23 protein-coding genes and 4 tRNA genes are annotated in these 24,486 nt (G+C 45.9%); 21 read left to right on the forward strand and 6 right to left on the reverse strand.

Annotated features, from left to right (window positions below; translation table 11 throughout):
- Positions 1 to 26: 26 nt before the first annotated feature.
- Positions 27 to 2,006 carry a cyclic-di-AMP phosphodiesterase GdpP gene (gdpP, locus tag BV11031_RS19260; RefSeq protein ID WP_129550864.1) on the forward strand — a complete coding sequence of 660 codons (1,980 nt, stop codon included), beginning with the start codon at positions 27 to 29 and terminating at the stop codon, positions 2,004 to 2,006.
- Entirely contained in the window at positions 2,003 to 2,452 is a 450-nt protein-coding gene (gene rplI, locus BV11031_RS19265; RefSeq protein ID WP_039074906.1) for a 50S ribosomal protein L9, read from the forward strand. Before gdpP ends, rplI begins: the two co-directional genes overlap by 4 nt.
- A 91-nt stretch (positions 2,453 to 2,543) precedes the next feature.
- Here the strand turns inward: rplI and BV11031_RS19270 are convergent, their stop codons facing one another.
- Positions 2,544 to 3,752: a CynX/NimT family MFS transporter gene (locus tag BV11031_RS19270; protein ID WP_129550865.1), complete on the reverse strand. Its 1,209-nt coding sequence runs from the start codon at positions 3,750 to 3,752 to the stop codon at positions 2,544 to 2,546.
- A gap of 73 nt (positions 3,753 to 3,825) precedes the next feature.
- Positions 3,826 to 3,969, reverse strand: coding sequence for a YycC family protein (locus BV11031_RS19275; RefSeq protein WP_052245589.1), 144 nt, complete (start codon positions 3,967 to 3,969; stop codon positions 3,826 to 3,828).
- A 121-nt stretch (positions 3,970 to 4,090) separates the two neighbouring features.
- Here BV11031_RS19275 and BV11031_RS19280 point away from each other — a divergent pair, with 121 nt between their 5' ends.
- Complete coding sequence (locus BV11031_RS19280) at positions 4,091 to 4,294, forward strand: hypothetical protein (protein ID WP_129550866.1); 204 nt, start codon at positions 4,091 to 4,093, stop codon at positions 4,292 to 4,294.
- Positions 4,295 to 4,341: 47 nt separating this feature from the next.
- Here the strand turns inward: BV11031_RS19280 and BV11031_RS19285 are convergent, their stop codons facing one another.
- On the reverse strand, positions 4,342 to 4,542 hold the full coding sequence (locus BV11031_RS19285; RefSeq protein WP_082022651.1) for a DUF2188 domain-containing protein: 201 nt from the start codon (positions 4,540 to 4,542) through the stop codon (positions 4,342 to 4,344).
- 169 nt (positions 4,543 to 4,711) lie between these two features.
- Here BV11031_RS19285 and dnaB point away from each other — a divergent pair, with 169 nt between their 5' ends.
- From dnaB to BV11031_RS19350, 13 genes are all read left to right on the forward strand, one after another.
- Positions 4,712 to 6,076, forward strand: a complete 1,365-nt coding sequence (gene dnaB / locus BV11031_RS19290; protein ID WP_039074908.1) for a replicative DNA helicase — start codon at positions 4,712 to 4,714, stop codon at positions 6,074 to 6,076.
- 116 nt (positions 6,077 to 6,192) lie between these two features.
- Positions 6,193 to 6,612 carry a VOC family protein gene (locus BV11031_RS19295; RefSeq protein ID WP_129550867.1) on the forward strand — a complete coding sequence of 140 codons (420 nt, stop codon included), beginning with the start codon at positions 6,193 to 6,195 and terminating at the stop codon, positions 6,610 to 6,612.
- Positions 6,613 to 6,817: 205 nt separating this feature from the next.
- Positions 6,818 to 8,110: an adenylosuccinate synthase gene (purA, locus tag BV11031_RS19300; protein ID WP_039074910.1), complete on the forward strand. Its 1,293-nt coding sequence runs from the start codon at positions 6,818 to 6,820 to the stop codon at positions 8,108 to 8,110.
- Between the two features lie 224 nt (positions 8,111 to 8,334).
- Positions 8,335 to 8,410 (forward strand) — tRNA-Lys (locus BV11031_RS19305).
- Positions 8,411 to 8,419: 9 nt separating this feature from the next.
- Positions 8,420 to 8,491, forward strand: a tRNA-Glu gene (locus BV11031_RS19310).
- A gap of 81 nt (positions 8,492 to 8,572) precedes the next feature.
- Positions 8,573 to 8,649 (forward strand) — tRNA-Asp (locus BV11031_RS19315).
- Positions 8,650 to 8,684: 35 nt separating this feature from the next.
- A tRNA-Phe gene (locus tag BV11031_RS19320) sits at positions 8,685 to 8,757 on the forward strand.
- A 382-nt stretch (positions 8,758 to 9,139) separates the two neighbouring features.
- Positions 9,140 to 9,847, forward strand: coding sequence for a cell wall metabolism DNA-binding response regulator WalR (gene walR, locus BV11031_RS19325; protein ID WP_003244363.1), 708 nt, complete (start codon positions 9,140 to 9,142; stop codon positions 9,845 to 9,847).
- A 7-nt stretch (positions 9,848 to 9,854) separates the two neighbouring features.
- Complete coding sequence (walK, locus tag BV11031_RS19330) at positions 9,855 to 11,690, forward strand: cell wall metabolism sensor histidine kinase WalK (RefSeq protein WP_039074911.1); 1,836 nt, start codon at positions 9,855 to 9,857, stop codon at positions 11,688 to 11,690.
- Positions 11,680 to 13,047 (forward strand): WalRK two-component regulatory system regulator WalH, encoded by a 1,368-nt coding sequence (yycH, locus tag BV11031_RS19335; protein ID WP_121643680.1) that lies wholly within the window; start codon positions 11,680 to 11,682, stop codon positions 13,045 to 13,047. Before walK ends, yycH begins: the two co-directional genes overlap by 11 nt.
- Positions 13,034 to 13,876 (forward strand): WalRK two-component regulatory system regulator WalI, encoded by an 843-nt coding sequence (locus tag BV11031_RS19340; RefSeq protein ID WP_121641620.1) that lies wholly within the window; start codon positions 13,034 to 13,036, stop codon positions 13,874 to 13,876. The genes yycH and BV11031_RS19340 overlap by 14 nt, the downstream gene beginning before the upstream one ends.
- Before the next feature lie 21 nt (positions 13,877 to 13,897).
- Positions 13,898 to 14,692 carry an MBL fold metallo-hydrolase gene (locus BV11031_RS19345; protein ID WP_039074913.1) on the forward strand — a complete coding sequence of 265 codons (795 nt, stop codon included), beginning with the start codon at positions 13,898 to 13,900 and terminating at the stop codon, positions 14,690 to 14,692.
- 79 nt (positions 14,693 to 14,771) lie between these two features.
- Positions 14,772 to 15,974 (forward strand): S1C family serine protease, encoded by a 1,203-nt coding sequence (locus BV11031_RS19350; RefSeq protein WP_129550868.1) that lies wholly within the window; start codon positions 14,772 to 14,774, stop codon positions 15,972 to 15,974.
- Between the two features lie 360 nt (positions 15,975 to 16,334).
- Here the strand turns inward: BV11031_RS19350 and rocR are convergent, their stop codons facing one another.
- A complete protein-coding gene (gene rocR / locus BV11031_RS19355; RefSeq protein ID WP_129550869.1) occupies positions 16,335 to 17,720 on the reverse strand; it encodes an arginine utilization regulatory protein RocR in 1,386 nt (461 codons plus the stop codon).
- 239 nt (positions 17,721 to 17,959) lie between these two features.
- Between rocR and rocD the strand changes: the two genes are divergently transcribed.
- The 3 genes from rocD (at position 17,960) to rocF (ending at position 21,756) form a co-directional block, all read left to right on the forward strand.
- On the forward strand, positions 17,960 to 19,165 hold the full coding sequence (gene rocD, locus BV11031_RS19360; RefSeq protein WP_129550870.1) for an ornithine aminotransferase: 1,206 nt from the start codon (positions 17,960 to 17,962) through the stop codon (positions 19,163 to 19,165).
- 223 nt (positions 19,166 to 19,388) lie between these two features.
- Positions 19,389 to 20,792, forward strand: coding sequence for an amino acid permease (locus tag BV11031_RS19365; RefSeq protein WP_129550871.1), 1,404 nt, complete (start codon positions 19,389 to 19,391; stop codon positions 20,790 to 20,792).
- A gap of 73 nt (positions 20,793 to 20,865) precedes the next feature.
- A complete protein-coding gene (gene rocF, locus BV11031_RS19370; RefSeq protein WP_087993685.1) occupies positions 20,866 to 21,756 on the forward strand; it encodes an arginase in 891 nt (296 codons plus the stop codon).
- A 38-nt stretch (positions 21,757 to 21,794) separates the two neighbouring features.
- Here the strand turns inward: rocF and BV11031_RS19375 are convergent, their stop codons facing one another.
- Positions 21,795 to 21,911 (reverse strand): Phr family secreted Rap phosphatase inhibitor, encoded by a 117-nt coding sequence (locus BV11031_RS19375; protein ID WP_039074919.1) that lies wholly within the window; start codon positions 21,909 to 21,911, stop codon positions 21,795 to 21,797.
- Positions 21,912 to 23,009, reverse strand: a complete 1,098-nt coding sequence (gene rapG, locus BV11031_RS19380; RefSeq protein ID WP_129550872.1) for a response regulator aspartate phosphatase RapG — start codon at positions 23,007 to 23,009, stop codon at positions 21,912 to 21,914.
- 110 nt (positions 23,010 to 23,119) lie between these two features.
- On the opposite strand from rapG, the gene BV11031_RS19385 reads away from it, so the two are divergent.
- Positions 23,120 to 23,590, forward strand: coding sequence for a GNAT family N-acetyltransferase (locus BV11031_RS19385; RefSeq protein WP_129550873.1), 471 nt, complete (start codon positions 23,120 to 23,122; stop codon positions 23,588 to 23,590).
- A 156-nt stretch (positions 23,591 to 23,746) separates the two neighbouring features.
- Positions 23,747 to 24,484 carry a YiiX/YebB-like N1pC/P60 family cysteine hydrolase gene (locus BV11031_RS19390; protein WP_129550874.1) on the forward strand — a complete coding sequence of 246 codons (738 nt, stop codon included), beginning with the start codon at positions 23,747 to 23,749 and terminating at the stop codon, positions 24,482 to 24,484.
- Positions 24,485 to 24,486 lie beyond the last annotated feature (2 nt).

Below are 24,486 nucleotides of genomic sequence, written 5' to 3' on the forward strand. Positions count from 1 at the left end.
TACTCACATGGTGGGGAGTGATAGAATTGCCAAGCTTTTATGAAAAACCGCTGTTTCGGTATCCCATCTATGCAATGATTGCTCTGTCAATCATTACAATCCTCATCAGCTTTTATTTTAACTGGATATTAGGAACCGTCGAAGTGCTGCTGCTTGCAGTTATTTTGTTTTTTATTAAACGCGCTGATTCTCTTATTCGACAAGAGATTGATGCTTATATTTCTACGTTATCCTACAGGTTGAAAAAAGTCGGTGAAGAGGCATTGATGGAAATGCCGATTGGCATCATGCTTTTTAATGACCAATATTATATAGAATGGGCAAATCCGTTTCTTTCTTCTTGCTTTAATGAAAGCACATTAGTGGGGAGATCACTTTACGACACTTGTGAATCGGTTGTGCCGCTCATCAAACAAGAGGTGGAATCGGAAACGGTTACATTGAATGACCGCAAGTTTAAGGTTGTCATCAAACGGGATGAGCGCTTGCTGTATTTCTTTGATGTAACAGAACAAATCCAGATTGAAAAGCTTTATGAAAACGAAAGAACCGTGCTGGCGTATATTTTCCTTGATAACTATGATGATGTGACACAAGGATTGGATGACCAGACGAGAAGCACGATGAACAGCCAGGTGACATCTTTGCTGAACGCTTGGGCGCAGGAGTATGGGATCTTCCTGAAAAGGACGTCTTCAGAACGCTTTATCGCTGTGCTTAATGAACATATCTTAACGAAACTCGAAAATTCGAAGTTTTCGATTCTTGATGAGGTGCGGGAAAAAACCTCATTTGATGGCGTTGCGCTGACGTTGAGCGTTGGTGTCGGGGCTTCAGTCTCCTCGCTGAAAGAACTTGGCGATTTGGCGCAATCCAGCTTGGACTTGGCGCTGGGGCGCGGCGGAGACCAAGTAGCCATTAAGCTGCCGAACGGCAAGGTGAAGTTTTACGGAGGTAAAACAAACCCGATGGAGAAACGAACAAGGGTGCGGGCCCGCGTCATTTCTCACGCCTTAAAAGAAATCGTCTCTGAAAGCAGCAATGTCATTATCATGGGGCATAAATTCCCCGACATGGATTCTATCGGCGCGGCGATCGGGATTTTAAAGGTCGCACAGGCAAATAACAAAGATGGTTTTATCGTGATTGATCCAAATCAAATCGGATCAAGTGTCCAGCGCTTGATTGAAGAAATCAAAAAATATGAAGAATTGTGGTCAAGGTTTATTACGCCTGAAGAAGCGATGGAAATTTCCAATGATGACACGCTGCTTGTGATCGTTGATACACATAAGCCGTCACTTGTCATGGAGGAACGGCTGGTCAATAAAATTGAACATGTCGTGGTCATCGACCATCACCGCAGGGGTGAGGAGTTTATCAGAGATCCGTTGCTCGTTTATATGGAGCCGTACGCTTCTTCGACAGCGGAATTGGTGACTGAGCTGCTTGAATATCAGCCGAAGCGCTTAAAAATCAATATGATTGAAGCAACAGCCCTATTAGCTGGTATAATAGTGGATACAAAGAGCTTTTCTCTCCGCACGGGCTCGCGGACTTTTGATGCGGCTTCTTATTTAAGGGCTAAAGGCGCCGACACGGTGCTTGTGCAGAAGTTCCTGAAAGAAACCGTTGATTCCTATATTAAACGGGCAAAGCTGATCCAGCATACGGTCCTTTATAAAGAGAACATTGCGATTGCTTCTCTTCCTGAAAATGAGGAGGAATACTTCGATCAAGTGCTGATTGCGCAGGCAGCTGATTCATTGCTGTCGATGAGTGAGGTTGAGGCTTCATTTGCTGTCGCGAGACGAGATGAACAAACCGTTTGCATCAGTGCGCGGTCACTTGGCGAGGTCAATGTTCAGATCATCATGGAGGCGCTGGAAGGCGGAGGACATTTAACAAATGCGGCGACTCAGTTGTCCGGCATTTCAGTAACGGAAGCGCTGGAACGGCTGAAGCACGCCATAGATGAGTATTTTGAGGGAGGCGTACAGAGATGAAGGTTATTTTCTTGCAAGATGTAAAAGGAAAAGGGAAAAAAGGCGAAGTCAAAAACGTAGCAGACGGATATGCGCAAAACTTTCTGGTTAAAAAAGGCCTCGCGGTTGAAGCGAATGCGTCAAACATCAGCGCGCTAAACGGACAAAAGCAGAAAGAGAAGAAAGAAGCCATCGCCGAACTTGAGCAGGCTAAGAGCCTAAAAGAGACTTTAGAAAAACTGACTGTTGAGATCAGCGCGAAATCAGGTGAAGGCGGCCGTTTATTCGGTTCTGTGACTAGCAAGCAAATTGCTGAACAGCTCCAAAAAGACCATAAGATTAAAGTGGATAAGCGGAAACTTGACCTGCCGGATGGTATTCGCGCGTTAGGTTACACAAACGTGCCTGTGAAGCTGCATCCTGAGGTGCAGGCTGTATTGAAGGTGCATGTGAAAGAAGAAGCTTAATAGAAATAGAAAAGAGGCTTGGCGCAATCCAAGCCTCTCAGTTGATGACAAAGTCCTAAAACGGTTTTCATTTTAGGGCTTTGTCATTTTTTTAGGCTGAATTTCTTTGTCTTCCTGTCTGAAAAATGTATTGATCCCGTCCGGCTCCCAGTCCGGCTGCTCCCATTGCAACCAGGGCAGCAATGAGAAGGATAAGCGGCATTGTCCATGAATGCGTCTGGTCAAAGAGATAGCCGACAAAGATTGGCCCGATGGCCGCAAGCAGGTAGCCGAAAGACTGTGACATGCCTGACAGCGCCGCGGCCTGCTGGGCATTTTCACTGCGGAGGCCAATCAAAGTGAGTGCCAGGCTAATGCTGGAGCCTTGTCCGATACCGATAATCACCATCCAGATGGCAAGAAGTGTGTGGCTGCCGCCTGCCAGCAATCCGCACAGCCCGATGAGGTAAACGGCGATCAGCCCCGCAACAATGCCGCGCTGGTGTTTCAAGCGGTCTGCGAAAACAGGTGTCAGAAACGTGGAAGGCAGACTCGCAAATTGCATCAGTGACACCATCCATCCGGCTGTTGCCGTATCAATCCCGTGGGAACGGAGAATTTCGGGAAACCAGGTGATGCTGCTGTAAAACAAAAAGGATTGCAGTCCCATAAAGATGGTGACATACCATGCCATTTTTGAAGCCCAAATGGAACTGGTTTGAAGCTTTACCGCTTTGTTTGCCGTATCGCGGTGGCGCAGCTGTGGTATCCATATCAGCAATGCGAGTAAAGCCAGCCCGCCCCATAGGAGAAAGGCCTGCTTCCATCCGCCAGCCATCTGGGCCGCTAAAGGAACGCTGACACCCGATGCCAAAGCGGCGAATATGTTCATTGATGTTGTATACAGGCTGATCATGATCCCTGACTTTTCGGGGTATTTATGTTTGATTAAGCTTGGCAAAAGTACGTTTCCGAGCGCAATTCCGATACCGATGAGTGCCGTTCCGAAAAACAAAGCGGGAGTATAGCCGGCAGAGCGAACCAAGACGCCGATTAACAGTGCCAAAAGGCCAAGCCATAATGTCCGTTCATTTCCGAGCCGCTGTCCAAGCTTGGGTGCAAGCGGAGAAAAAACGGCAAACGATAGCAGCGGGAGTGCCGTCAAAAACCCGGCCGCCCCATTGGACATATGCAGCTCTGCCCGGATTGAGCTGATGACCGGACCGACTGAAGTGATCGCGGGCCGTAAGTTAAACGCAATAAAAATGATGCCGGCGATCAGCCAAAACGATTGGATTTTTTTATTTTGTGGATGTGGCAAAGCAGTTACCTCTTCTTTCTAACATATAATGATTATGATTCCGTAAGACGTAAGCAAGTATGCGAACGAAATGCTACGATTGTTTTTCTTCTTTCTGCAATTCAGCCAACTTGGCCAGCAGGGTATGCTGAGGCATATGCATGATCTGTTCAAGCGGCAGATTCAAGGACGCTGCAAGCTTTTGTGCAGTTTCAGCAGAAATTTGCAAAGGTCTCACAAAAGATCCCTCCTCTCTTCTGTCCATTGTACAAGAATCAGATGGGAAACGTAAGAAGATGTCACAAAGGAGTGGAGCAATCCGAAAATGCCCGTTATAAAAGAGGTAAAGGAGGGTTCCTATGCACGCGCAGTTGCCATTATTAAGACAAATGCTGATTGAACACCAAAAAGACACTCAGAAAGCTGTCACCTTTGAAGAATATGTAGAAGTGAAGCGAAAGCTTCAGGAGCTGATGGGGAAATGTGCTTTATTCGAGGAGTGGGACCTGTATCAAAAAGCCGCTGATCTGATGATGCACACAGGCTTCCAATGGATGAAATAAGCGAGTATCGCTAAAAAAACCCCCGCTGCAGCGAAGGGTTTTAATCATTAAAATGAGTGTTCTTCTTCCACATTTTTAAACTTGTCATAAATCACAAGCTTTGCCGGACTGTTTTCTTTTGCCACCTGTTTGGCTTTTTCAATTGCGGCGTCCTTAGATGTATACAAAGCTGTCGGCGCCACATTCTCCACTTTGATAAACCAGCCGTCCGCATCGACATTGGGTGTAACGGCATATTCTTTCATCATATTTCATTCCTCCCTCACGTTTTATTTCGTATTTCCCGAGCTGTTGCTGTCCAAAACGATCCAATCGGCTAGCTGAAAAAAATAGGAAACCAACAAATTTTCTATTTTTTTTCTGCAGAAATGGTAGAATGGGGTTTGGAGATTTTTTAATGAGAGGACGGTGCTTAGCATGACAGACCTTCTAAATGATCGGCTTCCTCCTCAAAACATAGAAGCCGAACAAGCCGTGTTAGGCGCTATTTTTTTACAGCCGTCTGCTTTAACACTGGCTTCAGAAGTATTGATACCAGATGATTTCTATAGAATGTCCCACCAAAAAATCTATAATGCGATGCTGGTGCTCGGTGACCGGGGTGAGCCTGTTGATCTAGTGACGGTTACGTCTGAGCTTGCGAACACGGAACTGCTGGAAGAAGTGGGCGGCATTTCATATCTGACAGATATCGCAAACTCGGTGCCGACAGCGGCTAACATAGAATATTACGCGAAAATCGTTGAGGAAAAATCGATTCTTCGCCGATTAATCAGAACCGCGACAACCATCGCTCAAGACGGATATACCCGTGAGGATGAGGTCGAGGATTTACTCAGTGAAGCGGAAAAAACGATTATGGAAGTGGCACAGCGCAAAAACACGAGTGCCTTCCAAAATATTAAGGACGTCCTTGTCCAGACTTATGACAATATCGAGCAGCTTCACAATCGAAAAGGCGATATTACGGGAATTCCGACAGGGTTTACAGAACTTGACCGGATGACTGCGGGGTTCCAGCGCAACGACTTGATCATTGTGGCTGCCCGTCCGTCTGTGGGGAAAACGGCCTTTGCCCTGAACATCGCCCAAAACGTGGCGACCAAGACCGACGAAAGCGTAGCGATTTTCAGTCTTGAGATGGGTGCAGAGCAGCTCGTGATGCGTATGCTCTGTGCCGAAGGAAATATCAATGCCCAAAATCTTCGTACCGGAAACCTGACGGAAGAGGATTGGGGCAAGCTGACGATGGCGATGGGAAGCCTGTCAAACAGCGGAATTTACATCGATGATACACCGGGTATCCGCGTGAGTGAAATCCGCGCCAAGTGCCGCCGTTTAAAGCAGGAAAGCGGACTCGGCATGATTTTGATCGATTACCTGCAATTGATTCAGGGAAGCGGGCGGTCAAAGGATAACCGTCAGCAGGAAGTATCAGAAATTTCCCGTGAGCTGAAGTCGATCGCCAGGGAGCTGCAAGTCCCTGTTATCGCGCTTTCTCAGCTCTCACGTGGTGTTGAGCAGCGTCAGGATAAACGTCCGATGATGTCTGATATTCGGGAATCAGGAAGTATCGAGCAGGATGCGGATATTGTCGCGTTCCTTTACCGCGATGACTACTATGATAAAGAGAGCGAGAATAAAAACATTATCGAAATTATTATTGCCAAACAGCGTAACGGCCCGGTGGGAACCGTGTCTCTTGCGTTCGTAAAAGAATACAATAAGTTCGTCAACCTGGAACGGCGTTTTGATGACGCAGGTGTTCCGCCTGGCGCATAAACCCCAAGAGCTGATCTTGGGGTTTTTTCATTCGAAAGATGGAAGACATTCCGGTCGCTCAGCGGATGTAAGTTTGAAAGCGTTTTAATAAAATGGTGTAAAAAGGAGATGGTAACATGGGAAATCGTTTTTCATATTTTCACGCTGCGCAAATCCGGATTGCCCGGCCTACGGGCCAGCTAGATGAAATCATTCGTTTTTACGAAGAGGGGCTGGGCTTGAAACGAATCGGAGAATTTTCGCAGCATAACGGATACGACGGTGTCATGTACGGCCTCCCGCGTGCTGATTATCATTTGGAATTCACTCAATATGAGGGGGAAAGCAGTGCCCCTGTTCCCCATCCCGACAGTCTCCTCGTTTTTTATGTGCCTGACGCTGATGAACTGGCAGCGATCACGTCAAAGCTTCAGCACATGGGCTATCAACAGGTGGAATCAGAGAACCCTTACTGGAGCCATGGAGGCGTGACGATAGAGGATCCGGACGGCTGGCGAGTCGTTTTTATGAATACAAAAGGGCTATCAGGCAAGTGAGACTTTTTTATGGTAAAGGACAAAAGTTTCGCAAGCTTTTGATGGCAAATCGGTGAGAAAACGCTTCTAAAACGAATGAAAGCGAACAAATATAGATTTACATTAATTTAATGTTCGGATTTACAATTGACTTTCTGTTTCTTCACTGATAAACTTGATTTGTTTGAATAGAATCGTTTTGAAAGGTTAACGGAGGTGCACGGACATGTCTTCAGTAGTTGTAGTAGGTACGCAATGGGGCGATGAAGGAAAAGGTAAAATTACAGATTTCCTGTCAGAAAATGCAGAAGTGATCGCCCGTTATCAAGGCGGAAATAACGCAGGGCATACAATCAAGTTTGACGGAGTCACATACAAGCTTCACTTAATCCCGTCTGGAATTTTCTATAAGGATAAAACGTGTGTGATCGGAAACGGAATGGTTGTAGACCCGAAAGCATTAGTCACAGAGCTAGCGTATCTTCACGAGCGCAACGTCAGTACAGATAACCTGAGAATCAGCAACAGAGCTCACGTCATTCTGCCGTATCACTTGAAATTGGATGAAGTGGAAGAAGAGCGAAAAGGGGCTAACAAGATCGGCACAACGAAAAAAGGAATCGGCCCTGCTTACATGGATAAAGCAGCCCGCATCGGAATTCGGATCGCGGACCTGTTAGACCGTGACGCATTTGCGGAAAAGCTTGAACGCAATCTTGAAGAAAAAAACCGTCTGCTTGAGAAAATGTACGAGACAGAAGGGTTTAAAATTGAGGAAATCTTAGACGAATATTATGAGTACGGCCAGCAGATTAAAAAATATGTCTGCGATACATCTGTTGTCTTAAATGATGCGCTTGATGATGGCCGCCGTGTATTGTTTGAAGGCGCGCAAGGGGTTATGCTCGATATCGACCAAGGAACATACCCGTTTGTGACATCATCTAACCCGGTTGCCGGCGGTGTCACGATTGGTTCTGGTGTCGGCCCGACCAAAATTCAGCACGTTGTCGGTGTATCAAAAGCATATACGACTCGTGTCGGTGATGGTCCTTTCCCGACTGAGCTGAAAGATGAAATCGGTGATCAAATCCGTGAAGTCGGACGTGAATATGGAACAACAACAGGCCGTCCGCGCCGTGTCGGCTGGTTTGACAGCGTCGTTGTCCGTCACGCCCGCCGTGTGAGCGGAATTACAGATCTTTCCCTGAACTCAATTGACGTTTTAACAGGAATTGAAACGCTGAAAATCTGTGTGGCGTACCGCTACAAAGGCGAAATCATTGAAGAATTCCCGGCAAGCCTCAAAGCGCTTGCTGAATGTGAGCCGGTATATGAAGAAATGCCGGGTTGGACTGAGGATATCACAGGTGCGAAGAGCTTGAGCGAGCTTCCGGAAAACGCGCGCCACTATCTTGAGCGTGTGTCTCAGCTGACAGGCATTCCGCTTTCTATTTTCTCTGTCGGTCCAGACCGTGCACAGACAAATGTCCTTCGCAGCGTGTACCGTGCGAACTAATAGATCATGCCCTTACAAGCCCCTAATTCTGGGGCTTGTTGTTTGTTTGAAAGCCGCATATAAGTTGGTCTGAGAAAAAAATATGAAAAAAAACCAAAAAAGTTATTGCCACTTCTATTTGTTCGTGATATTATAAATCTCGTTGTTACGGAAACTGCTTCAATAGAGTACAAGATGAGAACTTGATCCGAGTCGTTTGCTCTATGGAATATCCGGCATATTGAGAGCCATTAGCTCAGTTGGTAGAGCATCTGACTTTTAATCAGAGGGTCGAAGGTTCGAGTCCTTCATGGCTCACCATTTCGTGAAGGCCCGTTGGTCAAGCGGTTAAGACACCGCCCTTTCACGGCGGTAACACGGGTTCGAATCCCGTACGGGTCATTGATTTACTTTAGCGTTATTGCTAAATTCCTTATTTGTCTGTGAGAGCTGACACGACAGCTCTCCGGGCAATTACTGTAAGGTCCGGTAGTTCAGTTGGTTAGAATGCCTGCCTGTCACGCAGGAGGTCGCGGGTTCGAGTCCCGTCCGGACCGCCATTTTACTTTACATAGTAGAGAAAAATAAAACATTTGGCTCGGTAGCTCAGTTGGTAGAGCAACGGACTGAAAATCCGTGTGTCGGCGGTTCGATTCCGTCCCGAGCCACTTACCAAACGCATCTGCAATTGTAGGTGCGTTTTTTCTTTTAGGAAAAGGCAAACATGAGAAGTGTTATAATAGAAGAAAAAGGGAGAACCGGCCCTGCGGCCGGTTCAAAGAAGAAGACGTCATTGATAAAGACGCACTCCTATGAGGGGAGGTTTCAATTGAATGATCATTTTTTTTAAAAGATTTACCAGTATGACAAAAGAGAAACCATTGGCGGATAAAGGTGAAACATGTGTTTTTTTCTAAACCTTTATTTTTTTTATCTTTTCACCTTAAACCGTTATAATAGACAAGGACCTATTGTTTACAGGGCCATAAGTGATGAAATGAATAGGATATAGATGAAATGAAGTTATTCGGCAGGAGGAAAATCAAAATGATGGATAAAAAGATCCTTGTAGTAGATGATGAAAAACCGATTGCAGATATATTGGAATTTAACTTAAGAAAAGAAGGCTATGAAGTGCACTGCGCCCACGACGGAAATGAAGCCGTTGAAATGGTAGAAGAGCTTCAGCCTGATTTAATTCTTTTAGATATTATGCTTCCTAATAAAGACGGCGTTGAAGTGTGCCGTGAAGTCAGAAAGAAATACGATATGCCGATCATTATGCTGACGGCCAAGGATTCAGAAATTGATAAGGTCATCGGGCTTGAAATCGGTGCGGATGACTATGTGACAAAGCCATTCAGCACACGTGAGCTTCTGGCGCGTGTAAAAGCGAACTTGCGCCGACAGCTGACAACAGCGCCTGCGGAGGAAGAGCCGTCCTCTAACGAGATTCATATCGGTTCTCTCGTCATCTTCCCTGACGCGTACGTCGTATCAAAACGAGATGAAACAATCGAATTGACTCATCGTGAGTTCGAATTGCTTCATTATTTAGCAAAACATATCGGACAAGTGATGACACGTGAACATTTGCTTCAAACCGTTTGGGGCTATGATTACTTCGGTGATGTCAGAACGGTTGACGTAACAGTCCGCCGGCTTCGTGAAAAAATTGAGGACAACCCCAGCCATCCAAACTGGATTGTCACGCGCCGCGGAGTTGGTTATTACTTGAGAAACCCAGAACAGGACTAATGCCCTTATGAATAAGGTTGGTTTTTTTCGGTCGATCCAATTTAAGATTACCTTGATCTATGTGCTTTTGATCATCATTGCCATGCAAATCATTGGGGTGTATTTTGTCAATCAGGTCGAGAAATCGCTGATGAGCTCTTATGAACAGTCGCTGAATCAGCGAATCGACAACCTTTCTTACTATATCGAACAAGAATATAAAAGTGATAACGACAGTACCGTCATCAAGGATGACGTCAGCCGTATTTTGAATGATTTCACGAAAAGTGATGAAGTTCGGGAAATTAGTTTTGTAGATAAAAGCTATGAAGTGGTCGGTTCATCAAAACCGTATGGTGAGGAAGTAGCAGGGAAACAAACGACTGATCTCATATTTAAAAGGATTTTCTCTACTAAACAATCGTATTTAAGAAAGTACTATGACCCGAGAAGCAAAATTAGAGTGCTCATTTCCGCAAAGCCCGTCATGACTGAAAACCAAGAAGTTGTCGGTGCGATCTATGTTGTCGCGAGTATGGAAGAAGTTTTTAACCAAATGAAGACCATCAACACGATACTGGCGTCCGGCACTGGTTTGGCGCTCGTTTTGACGGCGCTCCTCGGTATTTTTCTGGCGCGAACCATCACCCACCCGCTTTCAGATATGAGAAAGCAGGCGATGGAGCTTGCGAAAGGGAATTTCTCGAGGAAGGTTAAAAAGTATGGGCATGATGAAATCGGGCAGCTCGCCACCACGTTTAACCACTTAACGAAAGAGCTTGAAGATGCCCAGGCGATGACAGAAGGAGAACGCAGAAAGCTAGCTTCTGTTATTGCGTATATGACAGACGGCGTTATCGCCACGAATCGTAACGGAGCGATTATTCTCTTAAACAGCCCGGCGCTTGAGCTGTTGAACGTTTCACGTGAAACAGCTTTAGAAATGCCGATTACGAGTTTGCTGGGGATTCAAGAGAATTATACGTTTGAAGATTTAGTGGAGCAGCAGGATTCTATGCTGCTTGAAATTGAGCGTGATGATCAATTAACGGTGCTTCGCGTGAATTTCTCTGTGATTCAAAGGGAACATGGCAAAATTGATGGCTTAATTGCGGTCATTTACGATGTAACCGAGCAAGAGAAAATGGATCAGGAGCGCAGAGAATTCGTGGCAAATGTATCACACGAGCTGCGGACGCCGCTTACGACAATGCGCAGTTATTTAGAAGCGTTAGCCGAAGGCGCGTGGGAAAATAAAGACATTGCCCCGCGTTTCTTAATGGTGACGCAAAATGAAACGGAGCGTATGATCCGGCTTGTCAATGACTTGCTTCAGCTTTCCAAATTCGACAGCAAGGATTATCAATTTAACCGGGAATGGATTCAAATTGTCCGGTTTATGTCCCTTATTATTGACCGTTTTGAAATGACAAAAGAACAGCATGTGGAATTTATCCGTAATCTGCCGGATAGAAATCTGTATGTTGAGATTGACCAAGATAAAATTACGCAGGTGCTTGATAATATTATTTCCAACGCTCTGAAATACTCACCGGAAGGCGGACATGTGACATTCTCAATTGACGTAAATGAAGAGGAAGAGCTTCTCTATATTAGCGTCAAGGATGAAGGGATCGGTATTCCGAAAAAAGATGTCGAAAAAGTCTTTGACCGCTTCTACAGGGTGGATAAAGCAAGAACGAGAAAGCTCGGCGGGACCGGTCTCGGACTGGCGATTGCCAGGGAAATGGTTCAGGCGCATGGCGGGGATATTTGGGCGGACAGCATAGAAGGAAAAGGCACGACGATTACATTTACTCTTCCATATAAAGAGGAACAAGAGGATGATTGGGATGAAGCGTGAAAATATAAAAACGATATTACTTACGGTACTCGTCGTCATCAGCCTTGTGTTTACGTGGGGGATATGGACGTTCCAGCCAAATTTTTCCGGAGGCTCATCTTCAACAGCGTCTCCTGTGCGTGAGAAGCATAAAATTGAAAAAAACACCCAAAGGCTGTCTGAAACGGTAAGGCCGAGAGACATGTTTATCCATGATAGCGGCGCTCATTATAAAGTGGACGATGATTCCCTTTATCATGAAGTCTGGTCTGACTTGCCGCATTGGGATGTAAAAGGAATCAAAGATATTTCTGATCAGTATGACAAGACAGCATTTAAGAGCTGGTTTTATGGGATAAGCGGGTATGATGCTAAACTCGACTTGCAATTCAATGACACGATTCCGATTGATATTTTCCAAACGCTGTTTAAATGGTCTAACCAGTCATTTGAATACAGTTCGTTTGACCACATTCTGATTCCGCTTCATGAAACAAAAGCGAACAAGAAAATCTATTTGGTATCTTTCAGCAAGCAGCTGATTCTGGAAGTGACTGTTGAATCGGCAAACTACCGAAACATGATGAATGACTTGAAAAACAGTCAATCAAACATGCCGGCATACAGTCTGTTCTCTATCGGTTCCAAGAAAGAGTTTCTGTTGCCGAACAAAACGCTTACGATGGATAAAAAAGAATTTGTGACAGAATCCATTAAAACAAACACCTTTAAGCAAGCGTTGTTCAGCGATCCAAGCATTGTAAGAGAAGATTCGAATTATAACAACAGAAACGTACTGACAGATGGGATCAGCCGTTTAGATGTGAATTTAAGCCAGCGCCAGGTGCAATTTCAACAGCGCAATTTGGTGCAGAGCACATCCTATCAAACCGGAGAATTGATTAAAAAGAGCCAAAAATACCTTGAGGATACGGGAAGCTGGACAGATCATTATCAATTTTTCAATATCAATGACAGTCAGCAGCTAAGCTTTTATATCTTTATGGACCAGACGCCGGTCATTAACAGCACCTCCAAACCATTTGGAGCAACATCAGCGATTACGGTACAGTGGGCGAACGATGAAATTCTCAGCTATAAGCGGCCGAATTTCAGTCTCGGGACAAATCCGATTAAAACGACTGAGACTGAGCTGATGAGCGGAAGTGAAGTGAAGCTGCTGCTTTCTAAACAAACCGCTTATAATACGGATAAAATTGATCAGATTTTCCTTGCGTATCAATTGGTATCAACATCATCCAATAATGACCCTCTTGTTGAGCTGGAACCTGTTTGGGCGATGAAAATAAACGGGAAAATTGTGCCGATTACGAAGGACCTATTGAAGAAGGAGGGGGCAAACAGTGGAGTGGAATAAGACAAAATCAATCTTCATCGTTGCCTTCCTCATTTTAGATATTTTCTTAGGCTATCAGTTTTTTCAAAAATGGCAGTCTACCAGCAAAGATTACGAAGTCATTAAAAATGATGTCGAGCATGACATGAAGGCCGATCATATTACGTATGAAGGGCTGAATAAGGAAGCGACAGAAGGCTACCGAATCACAGCGAATCAAAAGGCCTTCACCAAGGACGAAATTGAGGCGCTTAAGGATCAAAAGCCATTGATGGACATGCCTAGTGATGATCGTAAAGTAACGACCCTGAAAATGAAATTTACAAATCCGATCGCCTTGTCCAAGAAGAAAATCGAGGACGATGCCGAGGCGCTTGTTTCTTCGAAAATCCAAGACGGTGAAAAATATAAGCTTTGGAAGGTTGATAAATCGCAAAAAGAAATTATTTTCTTCCAAACATATGAGGGCCATTATATTTATCAGCAAACCGACACGTCTTCTAATATGATCGGGCAAGTGATTTTGCGTTTGAACGATAAAAACGAGGTTGTGTCATACGACCAGACGACGCTTGACACCTTTAAGCAAATCCAGAAGGAAAGCCTGATCACTGAAATGGATGCGGTCGAGTTATTGTATTACCAAAATCAATTAAAAGAGTACAGTACGATAAAGAGTGTCAAATTCGGCTACGTTGCGCAATATCCGCTGACAAGTACACAGGTGCTGGCGCCGGTATGGAGAATTACGGTTGAGTATGACAAAAAAGTGAACGGTGAGAAAAAGACCGTACAAGAGTATTTTACTGTCAATGCTTTGGAGAGCACGATTTTAGATACAGATCAATGAAAATAATGGAGTGAGACAAACATGAGCTTGCAATTTAGCGTACTTGCGAGCGGGAGTACGGGGAATGCGTTTTACCTTGAAACGGAGGATCACGCATTTTTGGTAGACGCCGGTTTGAGCGGGAAAGCCATGGATGGGCTGATGGCGCAAATTGGGCGTAAGCTGGATGATGTAGACGGCATTTTTGTGACGCATGAGCATAGTGACCATATTAAGGGCCTCGGCGTGGTCGCCAGAAAGTACAAGCTTCCGATTTATGCGAATGAGAAGACGTGGAAAGCAATGGAGAACCAGATCGGCAAAATTGATACCGACCAGAAATTTGTGTTTCCGATGGAGACGGTGAAGTCGTTCGGCGGACTTGACGTGGAGTCGTTTGGCGTCTCGCACGACGCGGCGGAGCCTATGTTTTATGTGTTCCATTATAACGGCCGAAAGCTTGCATTAATGACAGATACGGGATATGTCAGCGACCGGATGAAAGGCATCATCCGTTCAGCGAATGTGTTTGTGTTTGAAAGCAATCACGATGTCGGCATGCTGCAAATGGGAAGATACCCATGGAGCATTAAGCGGCGGATTTTAAGTGATGTCGGGCACGTGTCAAATGAAGATGCTGCCTTGGCAATGACTGATGTTATTGGTGATGAGACGTCTCGCATTTATCTGGCGCATTTGAGCCAGGACAACAACATGAAGGATCTGGCGAGAATGTCTGTGCAGCAGACATTGGCTTCTAAAGGATTTGTGACGGGGGAGACATTTGATTTGTTTGACACCGATCCGAAGAAGGCTACTCCGCTTTGCGCTGTATAATTTTTATGTAAACCATGACTATTATAGGAGTTTCTAACCCACAATATAACCATATTAACGTTCTTGGAAAGGGTGGAATATGGTGGATTACGATCGTGAGGAAGACTATACTGCTCCTGAACAGCAAAAGCGAAGCAAAAAAGGATATTTCCTTTCTAGTCTGATTGGCGTGATTGTGGGTGCCGTATTAATGGCGTTTCTCATGCCGTACCTTTCAGATGAAGGGGTCGATACGGGCGCCTTAGAACAGCAGCAGAACAACAATAACCGGGAATCAATCAGGACGGTGAATGTCAGTGTCAACAACGCAGTCACCAAGATTGTCAGCAATGTGTCGCCCGCCGTTGTCGGTGTTGTGAACATCCAAAAATCAGATATTTGGGGAGAGAGCGGCGAGGCTGGGAGCGGCTCTGGCGTCATCTATAAGAAAAATGACAACGCTGCTTATGTCGTGACCAACCATCATGTGATCGAGGGCGCTTCCCAAATTGAAATCAGCTTGAAAGACGGTTCGCGTGTATCGGCTGAACTGATTGGCAGCGACCAGCTGATGGATCTTGCTGTGTTACGAGTGAAAAGCGATAAAATAAAAGCAGTCGCTGACTTCGGGAATTCAGACAAAGTGAAGTCAGGGGAGCCGGTTATCGCGATTGGGAACCCATTAGGCCTTGAATTTGCAGGCTCTGTCACACAAGGTGTCATCTCGGGTACGGAGAGGGCCATCCCGGTGGATTCAAACGGTGATGGACAGCCTGATTGGAACGCAGAAGTCATGCAAACAGATGCGGCCATTAACCCTGGAAACAGCGGCGGCGCATTGTTAAATATGGACGGAAAAGTCATTGGCATCAATTCAATGAAAATAGCGGAGTCGGCGGTTGAAGGAATTGGCCTGTCCATTCCGTCTAAGCTTGTGATCCCGGTGATAGAGGATCTGGAGAAATACGGCGAAGTTAAACGTCCGTTCCTTGGCATCGAGATGAAATCGCTAAGCGACATTGCAAGCTATCATTGGGATGAAACATTAAAGCTTCCTAAGGATGTCACCAATGGCGCGGTAGTGATGGGTGTAGATGCCTTTTCACCAGCTGGAAAAGCAGGGCTTAAGGAACTGGATGTCATCACGGAATTTGACGGCCAAAAAGTAAATGATGTTGTTGATCTGCGCAAAAGCCTTTACCAGAAAAAAGTTGGTGACCGCGTCAGGGTGACATTTTATCGCGGCGCTAAAGAACAATCCGTTGATATTAAGCTCTCCTCGGCAGATCAGCTAGGAAGGTAATCAAAGCAGTCTGGCACAATGGCCAGACTGCTTTTTTATGCAAAAAAACTGAACGAGGTCCAGGCCCGTTCAGTTGAAAAGAATATATACTAGATGGGTGTTACACGTGAAACAACAGCATTGAAAGTGATAGTTTGTTCCGGGTGGTTGCTGGGTGTGAGGTATACATAGATGCTATTTTCTTTCTTCATTGCAGAAGATATGGCTGTACCTTTGCAGTTGTTCAGCCTACTGCTTTTAGATGCTGTGTTAGGCTGCTTGTTTGTGTCCATACGTGATGTTTGACGACTCATCTTCCATTGCTGTTGACATTGTGAACTTTGCGCATATGCGCCATCTTCCCTGCGCTGGAACAGGCTGTTACTCGGCAGGCGGGTGAGAAAATTTCTTCAGCCGGTATTGAAGGCTTTGTCTGCTTATGCCAAGCTCCTGAGCGGCCTGCGAGATGTTATGTCCGTGTTTTCTTAACACATTTTGAATCACATATTTTTCGAAGCTCTCCAATTTTTCTTTTAAGTCCGCGGCCGGCTGGTGTCTTGGTATTTCCGGTTCCGGGCTGTCAGCCGGCTTGATTTTCATGCGGTATTGATAGGGCAGGTGGGAAGCTGTGATGGTTTGCTCGTCCGTCATGAAGTTCATTGCGCCTTCAATCATATGCTCTAACTCACGAATATTTCCCGGCCAGTCGTAGGATAAGAAAAATTGCTTCACGTCTTCACTGATATGTTCCACATTCATTTGGAACAAGTGGTTGTTTTTCTGAATAAACTCGGATGCGAGAGGCAAAATATCCTCTTTTCGTTCCCGAAGCGGCGGGATAATGAGCGTCACGACGCTCAGCCTGTAATACAAGTCCTTTCGCATTCGTTCGCCCGCAATCGCATCAATGGGGTCTTCATTCATCGTCGCAATAATACGCACGTCAATCGGCGTATCCTTAGTGGAACCGATACGCCTGATTTTCCGTTCTTGAAGGGCGCGCAGCAGCTTTGCCTGAAGGCTGAGATTCAGTGAGTTGATCTCATCTAACAGAAGCGTGCCGCCATGGGCTTGTTCGAACAGGCCGGGCTGGTCCACAGCGCCGGTAAACGCGCCTTTTTTCGTTCCGAACAAAATGCTTTCCACAAGACTGTCTGGCAGCGCCGCGCAGTTTTGTGAAATAAACGGGCCGCCTGAACGGTCGCTGCCATTGTGGATGCTTTGTGCGAACAGCTCTTTTCCCGTTCCGGTTTCTCCTGCGAGAAGAACCGATGAAGATGTGCGCGTAGCCCGTTTCGCGTTTTCGATGACGTCTTGAATGGCCGGACTGGTGCCGAGAATGCTGTCAAATGTATAGGTTGTGCTGCCCTTTTTGTTCATATTCTCCCTGATCAGCCGTTCAAGCTTTGTTACATCTTTGGCAATTTCGACTGCGCCCCTGATTTTGCCGTCTTTGACGATGGGATATGTATGATTGATTGTCGTAATTTCCTGGCCTTTATTATTAAAGTAGCTTTGTTTGCCGTTTTTAATCGTTTTGCCTTCCTGAAGGGCCTGTACCAAGGTGCTGTCCTGCTGCTTAGAGAACATAAACACATCCATCAGGTTTTTATTCAGGACGTCATGCTTTTCCATATCTTCAATCTGCATCATTTTATTGTTATAAACGATCGTGTTTCCGTGCTCGTCCACCACGTGCAGGCCAACATCAATTTCATCCAGTATGCTCTGAAAAACCAATGTGAGGAATTCGCTGTCCTTGACCAATGTATAAACCTCCCTCAATTATTTTCTTAATATTTCTTCTATTTTATAAAAGAATGCAGAGGATATGCAAAAGAATTTTGCACTTGCTGAGATTTTCACTTAAAAAACTGAATATTTTTGCACCTTGTCCTCGAAAATTGTAGAAAACACACGAAATCTTGATTTGGCACAGAACTTGCATTTATATAAAGGGAAAGCAGGATATCATGTTGAAACAGAAAATAAGGGGGAATTCAAATATGCCATCTATATCTAAATCCAAAGACATTATTGATCAGACGTCTCATTACGGAGCCAATAATTATCATCCGCTCCCAATTGTCATCTCTGAAGCGCTGGGTGCTTGGGTAAAGGACCCGGAAGGCAATGAATATATGGATATGCTGAGTGCCTATTCTGCGGTAAACCAGGGGCACAGGCACCCGAAAATTATTCAGGCATTGAAGGATCAGGCTGATAAAATCACCCTCACGTCACGCGCGTTTCACAACGATCAGCTGGGACCGTTTTACGAGAAAACAGCTAAGCTGACGGGCAAAGAAATGATCCTGCCGATGAATACAGGAGCTGAAGCGGTTGAATCCGCGGTGAAAGCGGCGAGACGCTGGGCATATGAAGTGAAAGGTGTGGCAGACAATCAAGCGGAAATCATCGCGTGTGTCGGGAACTTCCACGGGCGGACGATGCTGGCGGTCTCTCTGTCTTCTGAAGACGAATACAAAAGAGGATTCGGCCCGATGCTTCCGGGAATCAAATTAATCCCATACGGCGATGCGGAAGCGCTTCGTCAAGCCATTACGCCGAATACAGCGGCATTCTTGTTTGAACCGATTCAAGGCGAAGCGGGTATCGTGATTCCGCCTGAAGGGTTTTTGCAGGAAGCAGCGGCGATTTGTAAGGAAGAGAATGTCCTGTTTATTGCCGATGAGATTCAGACGGGTCTTGGGCGTACAGGCAAGATATTCGCCTGTGACTGGGACGGCATTGTTCCGGATATGTATATCTTGGGCAAAGCGCTTGGCGGCGGTGTGTTCCCGATTTCATGCATTGCGGCGGACCGCGAGATTTTGGGCGTATTTAACCCGGGTTCACACGGATCGACATTTGGCGGAAACCCGCTTGCCTGTGCGGTGTCTATCGCCTCATTGGAAGTGATGGAGGATGAAAAGCTCGCGGAACGTTCTCTTGAGCTTGGCGAATACTTTAAAAGAGAGCTTGAGAGCATTGACAATCCTGTCATTAAAGAAGTCCGCGGGAGAGGGCTGTTTATCGGTGTGGAATTAACGGAAGCCGCGCGTCCGTATTGTGAGCGTTTGAAGGAAGAAGGGCTTTTATGCAAGGAAACGCATGATACAGTCATTCGTTTTGCACCGCCATTAATCATTTCGAAAAAGGATTTGGATTGGGCGATAGAGAAAATTAAGCACGTGCTTCAAAACGCATAACGCCGCATCATGGCGGGATATTCACTTCGTTTGTATAAATTTACAACAGAAAAATTAGCACTCCCTATTTGCTCAGCTACAGTATTTTAGTATAATGTATCTTTATGAGAAGAAGTGAATTTTATATTAAATAGATAAAAACTCTTTGGACAGCAAACTGGGATATGCACCGTGTAGTTGTTCCAGCTTAGATCCAATACAAGTTGCTGAAGGGGTGCAGAATGTGAATACAAACCAAGATAACGGAAATCAGCTCCAGCGGACAATGAAATCACGCCACTTGTTCATGATTTCATTGGGCGGAGTGATCGGAACCGGTTTCTTCCTTGGAACCGGATTTACCATTAACCAGGCGGGACCGCTCGGCGCGGTTCTGTCCTATTTAGTGGGCGGCTTTATCATGTTTTTGACAATGCTTTGCTTAGGGGAGCTGGCAGTCGCCTTTCCTGTGTCGGGGTCCTTCCAGACCTACGCGACGAAATTCATCAGCCCGGCTTTCGGGTTTGCGTTCGGCTGGCTGTACTGGCTCGGCTGGGCGGTTACATGCGCTATTGAATTCTTATCAGCGGGACAGCTGATGCTTCGCTGGTTTCCGCACGTAGACGTATGGATATGGTGTCTGGTATTCGCGGCACTGATGTTTATCCTAAATGCGATAACAGCAAAAGCCTTTGCAGAATCTGAATTCTGGTTTTCAGGCATTAAAATTTTGGTTATCCTTTTATTTATTATTCTCGGCGGAGCCGCCATGTTTGGCCTGATCGATTTGAAGGGCGGAGAGCAGGCGCCGTTTTTTACGCATTTTTATGAAGACGGGTTATTCCCGAACGGTATTAAGGCAATATTGATAACGATGATTACCGTGAACTTCGCGTTCCAGGGAACTGAGCTGATCGGGGTTGCAGCAGGAGAAAGTGAAGACCCTGAAAAAACGATTCCGCGGTCTATCAAACAGACAGTTTGGAGAACGCTTGTCTTCTTTGTTCTTTCCATTATTGTCATTGCCGGCATGATACCGTGGGAACAGGCGGGTGTTGTGAAAAGTCCGTTTGTTGCGGTATTTGAACAAATCGGAATTCCGTATGCAGCTGATATCATGAACTTTGTTATTTTAATCGCGCTGTTATCTGTTGCGAATTCAGGTTTATACGCATCGACACGTATCCTGTACGCGATGGCGAATGAAGGACAGGCCTTCAAAGCGCTGGGCAAAACAAACAAACGAGGTGTGCCGCTGAATGCGTTAATCGTAACGATGGCTGTGGCCTGCCTATCGCTTCTATCGAAAGTGGCGGCGGCTGAAACCGTGTATATGGTGCTTCTATCTTTGGCGGGCATGAGCGCCCAGGTCGGCTGGATCACGATTACGCTCTCTCAAATCATGTTCAGACGCAAATATATCCGCGAGGGCGGCAAGAAGGAAGATCTGAAATTCAAAACACCGCTTTATCCGGTGCTTCCGCTGATCGGCCTGACATTAAATACGGTCGTTCTCATCAGCCTTGCGTTTGATCCGGAGCAGCGTATCGCGCTGTATTGCGGCATACCGTTTATGATCATTTGCTACATCGTTTATCATGTCGTCATTAAAAAACGCCAGCAGGCAAATCGTCAGCTAGAGCTTTAAACACATTGTCCGCAAGTCATCTTTGTTATAACCCGCATAGGACATTATCTTATATGTTGAGGTGGAATCACAGATGGATAAAACGATTTCGGTTATTGGAATGCCAATGGATTTAGGACAAGCACGACGCGGAGTGGACATGGGCCCGAGTGCCATCCGGTACGCCCATCTGATTGAGAGGCTTTCAGACATGGGGTATACGGTTGAAGATCTCGGTGACATTCCGATCAACCGCGAAAAGATCAAAAATGACGAGGAATTAAAGAACCTGAATTCCGTTTTGGCGGGAAATGAAAAACTCGCGCAAAAGGTCAACAAAGTCATCGAAGAGAAAAAATTCCCGCTTGTCCTCGGCGGCGACCACAGTATTGCGATCGGCACGCTGGCAGGCACAGCGAAGCATTACGATCATCTCGGCGTCATCTGGTATGACGCGCACGGAGATCTGAATACGCTTGAAACATCACCATCAGGCAATATTCACGGCATGCCGCTTGCCGTCAGCCTCGGCATCGGCCACGAGTCACTGGTGAACCTTGAAGGCTACGCGCCTAAAATCAAACCGGAAAACGTCGTCATCATCGGCGCCCGGTCACTTGATGAAGGGGAGCGCAAGTATATTAGGGAAAGCGGCATGAAGGTGTACACGATGCACGAAATCGACCGTCTCGGCATGACAAAGGTGATCGAAGAAACCCTTGATTATTTATCAGCATGTGACGGCGTCCATCTCAGCCTTGATCTGGACGGGCTTGATCCGAACGACGCACCGGGTGTCGGAACCCCCGTCATCGGCGGCATCAGCTACCGTGAGAGCCATTTGGCGATGGAAATGCTGTATGACGCAGGCATCATCACCTCAGCTGAATTCGTCGAGGTCAACCCGATTCTTGATCATGAAAACAAGACTGGCCAAACAGCGGTAGAGCTCGTAGAATCTCTGCTAGGGAAGAAGCTGCTGTAGACATGAGAAAACCCCCGCATCCCGCGGGGGTTTTTGATTTATCCAATCATTTTCTCAGCGACTTTCATCTCCTGTGAATGAGTTTGGTGGTCTGCAATAAACCATCCTGATAAAATCACCGCTGCGACGCCTACACCAATCAGACATTTTTTCATTTATATAACCTCCGTTCGTTTAATGAGTTCTTCAATTTGTAATGCCTCATAAAAAAAGTGGGCAGCTTCTTTATAAAGCTCATGCTCTTTATACTTTTCGCCAGCCAAAATGGAAAGTTCTCTTACACTGTCATACTCTTTCTCGGACACCAATTCATCCATATGTTGTTTGCATAAGTGAAACGTTTCCGCATGACCTCCTTCTGCATAAATGGCATATAAAATATCTATTTTTGCCTCACATATTCTATTCGGCTCGATAGCCAATTTTTCCTTCACATCTTGGTAATAAGATAAAGCCTGTTCTTTCTTTTGACTCTTAAACAGTTCTCGTATCAGTAGATAGACAGAATAATAGTAATAGGCGGAGCGGGCAAATTCTTCGTGTTGCAGGGCCTCTTCTAATTTGGAGACCGCTTCTTCTGATTTGCCGCTTTGCGCATGAAGAAGTCCGAAGTTATGCAAAAGCTGGGCTTCAAAAAAATGATCCTCTAATTCTCTCGTGATCCGGATCGCTTCGTCCAAATATGTTTCAGCTTCTTCAAACTGGTTCATCTCGGTGCAATTGCCTGACATCGTGATCAGCGCCGAGGCGAGTTTCTTTTTATAATCGGTCTCTTCCCTAAATGTTTTGACCGCTTGCCGTGTATGATTGAGGGACACAATATTTTGACCCAGTTTGTAATAGAGCTTACCGACCTTCAGGTGAAACTCGGCTTTTTCAATCGGATCGGGAATGTTGCCAAGATACTGCTCGGCCTCTTTATAAAGCCCAATGGCGATATCGTAATTATTTTTATAGGCTTCGTACATGCCTTCAAACAGAAAAAAGTAATATTTCAGCATGTCTGACGTAGCATTCATATGAGAAGGCTCCTCATGCTGGAAGCCCTGTCCTCTCGCCTCGTGAAGCAATACCTTGTGGCGCAGTTCCAATAAGGAGAAGTAGGCAAGCACCTCCTGATCCTCTTCCATGTCATCCAATAAAGGCTTCACTTCTTCAAACAAACGGGCGGACTCTTCCACTTCATGTTTCTTGATTGCAAGGTACCAATCGTTGAGCATATTAGCGATTTCTGCAGGTGCAATTTTATTCATGTGAAACTCCCTTCTCTCGTGACTTATCAATCTCAGTTGCTTATTCTGATAGTAACACCTCTTTCTATTTTATGTAAAATCCTCTAGTCAATAAATAAAGGAGAGATGATATGACAATGATGCTGACTCCCATGCAGACAGAAGAATTTCGGTCTTATCTCACGTACACGACCAAGCATTACGCGGAAGAGAAGGTTAAGGCGGGAACATGGCAGCCTGAAGACGCACAGCTTTTGTCTAGGCAGGCCTTTTCCAATCTGCTTCCGAAAGGGCTGGAAACCCCCCATCATCATTTGTGGAGCCTCACGCTGAATGAAAAGGAAATCGTCGGCTGGCTCTGGGTCCATGCTGAACCGGAGCACCCGCAGCAGGAAGCGTTTATTTACGATTTCGGGTTATATGAACCATACAGAGGCAAGGGCTATGCAAAGCAAGCATTGGCGGCATTAGACCAGCAAGCACGCAGTATGGGAATCCGGAAGCTGTCCCTCCACGTCTTTGCCCACAACCAGGCGGCGCGGAAGTTATATGAGCGAACCGGATTTCAAGAAACGGACGTGGTGATGAGTAAGAAGCTGTAAGAAAAGGGCCTTTATCCGGCCTTTTTTTGTGGACAGCCTTCTGTAAATGATTTCTAAACATTCTGTAAATAACCTAGTTCCTTTCCTTATGTTCCTAATATAATATGGGTGAAGGAAATCACCTTCCTTACATTCACAAGAAAAGAGGAGATGTAATTGAAGTTCAAGACAAGGATGTCAATATTTATGGTAGCGCTTGCAATGTGCGGCGGATTGTTTGTTTCTCCCGCCAAAGCCGTAAAAACCACAAACTATGCAGAAGAAATCGCCGCACTGCAGCCAGGCACGACGCCGGAAGAAATCATGAAGTCCGCCAGCCAGATTGCCAAACAGCAGCACGTCAAGCAAGACGTCATTCTGAAACAGTTCTATGAGGAAATCACAGCTGATAAGGCAGAAGGCGACAGGCTCGCCAAGGAAAATGGCATGTCTATCATGGGCGGCTCGTCCGGCACGAAAAAACTTCCGACAAGCGCGAAAGGGAATATCTACTACACCAACTCCTACACAGCCTACTACAATCACGGCCACGTCGGCATGTATTCCGCCGCTGACAAAATTGTTGAATCTGTCCCGAGCGACGGCGTGAGGCAGATCGCTTACAATGCCAGAGACGTGGAAAACAACTCCATCGTACAGACAGTCAATGTCACTTCTTCACAGAAAACATCCGCTGCCGACTGGGCGGTATCTAGAGTCGGTGACCCATACTCATTTAACTTCGTCAATAACAGAAATACCGGCCATGACGGCGCCAAAAACTGTTCAAAGCTCCTATGGTCCGCCTTTTTGCTGAAAGCAGGCATTGATATAGACGGCAACGGAGGCTTAGGCGTATATCCGCGCGACATCACTGACTCTTCCTATACGTCGACCATCATGACCATTTACTAAGG

The organism is Bacillus vallismortis, assembly GCF_004116955.1.
In the GTDB taxonomy this organism is placed as follows: Bacteria; Bacillota; Bacilli; order Bacillales; family Bacillaceae; genus Bacillus; species Bacillus vallismortis.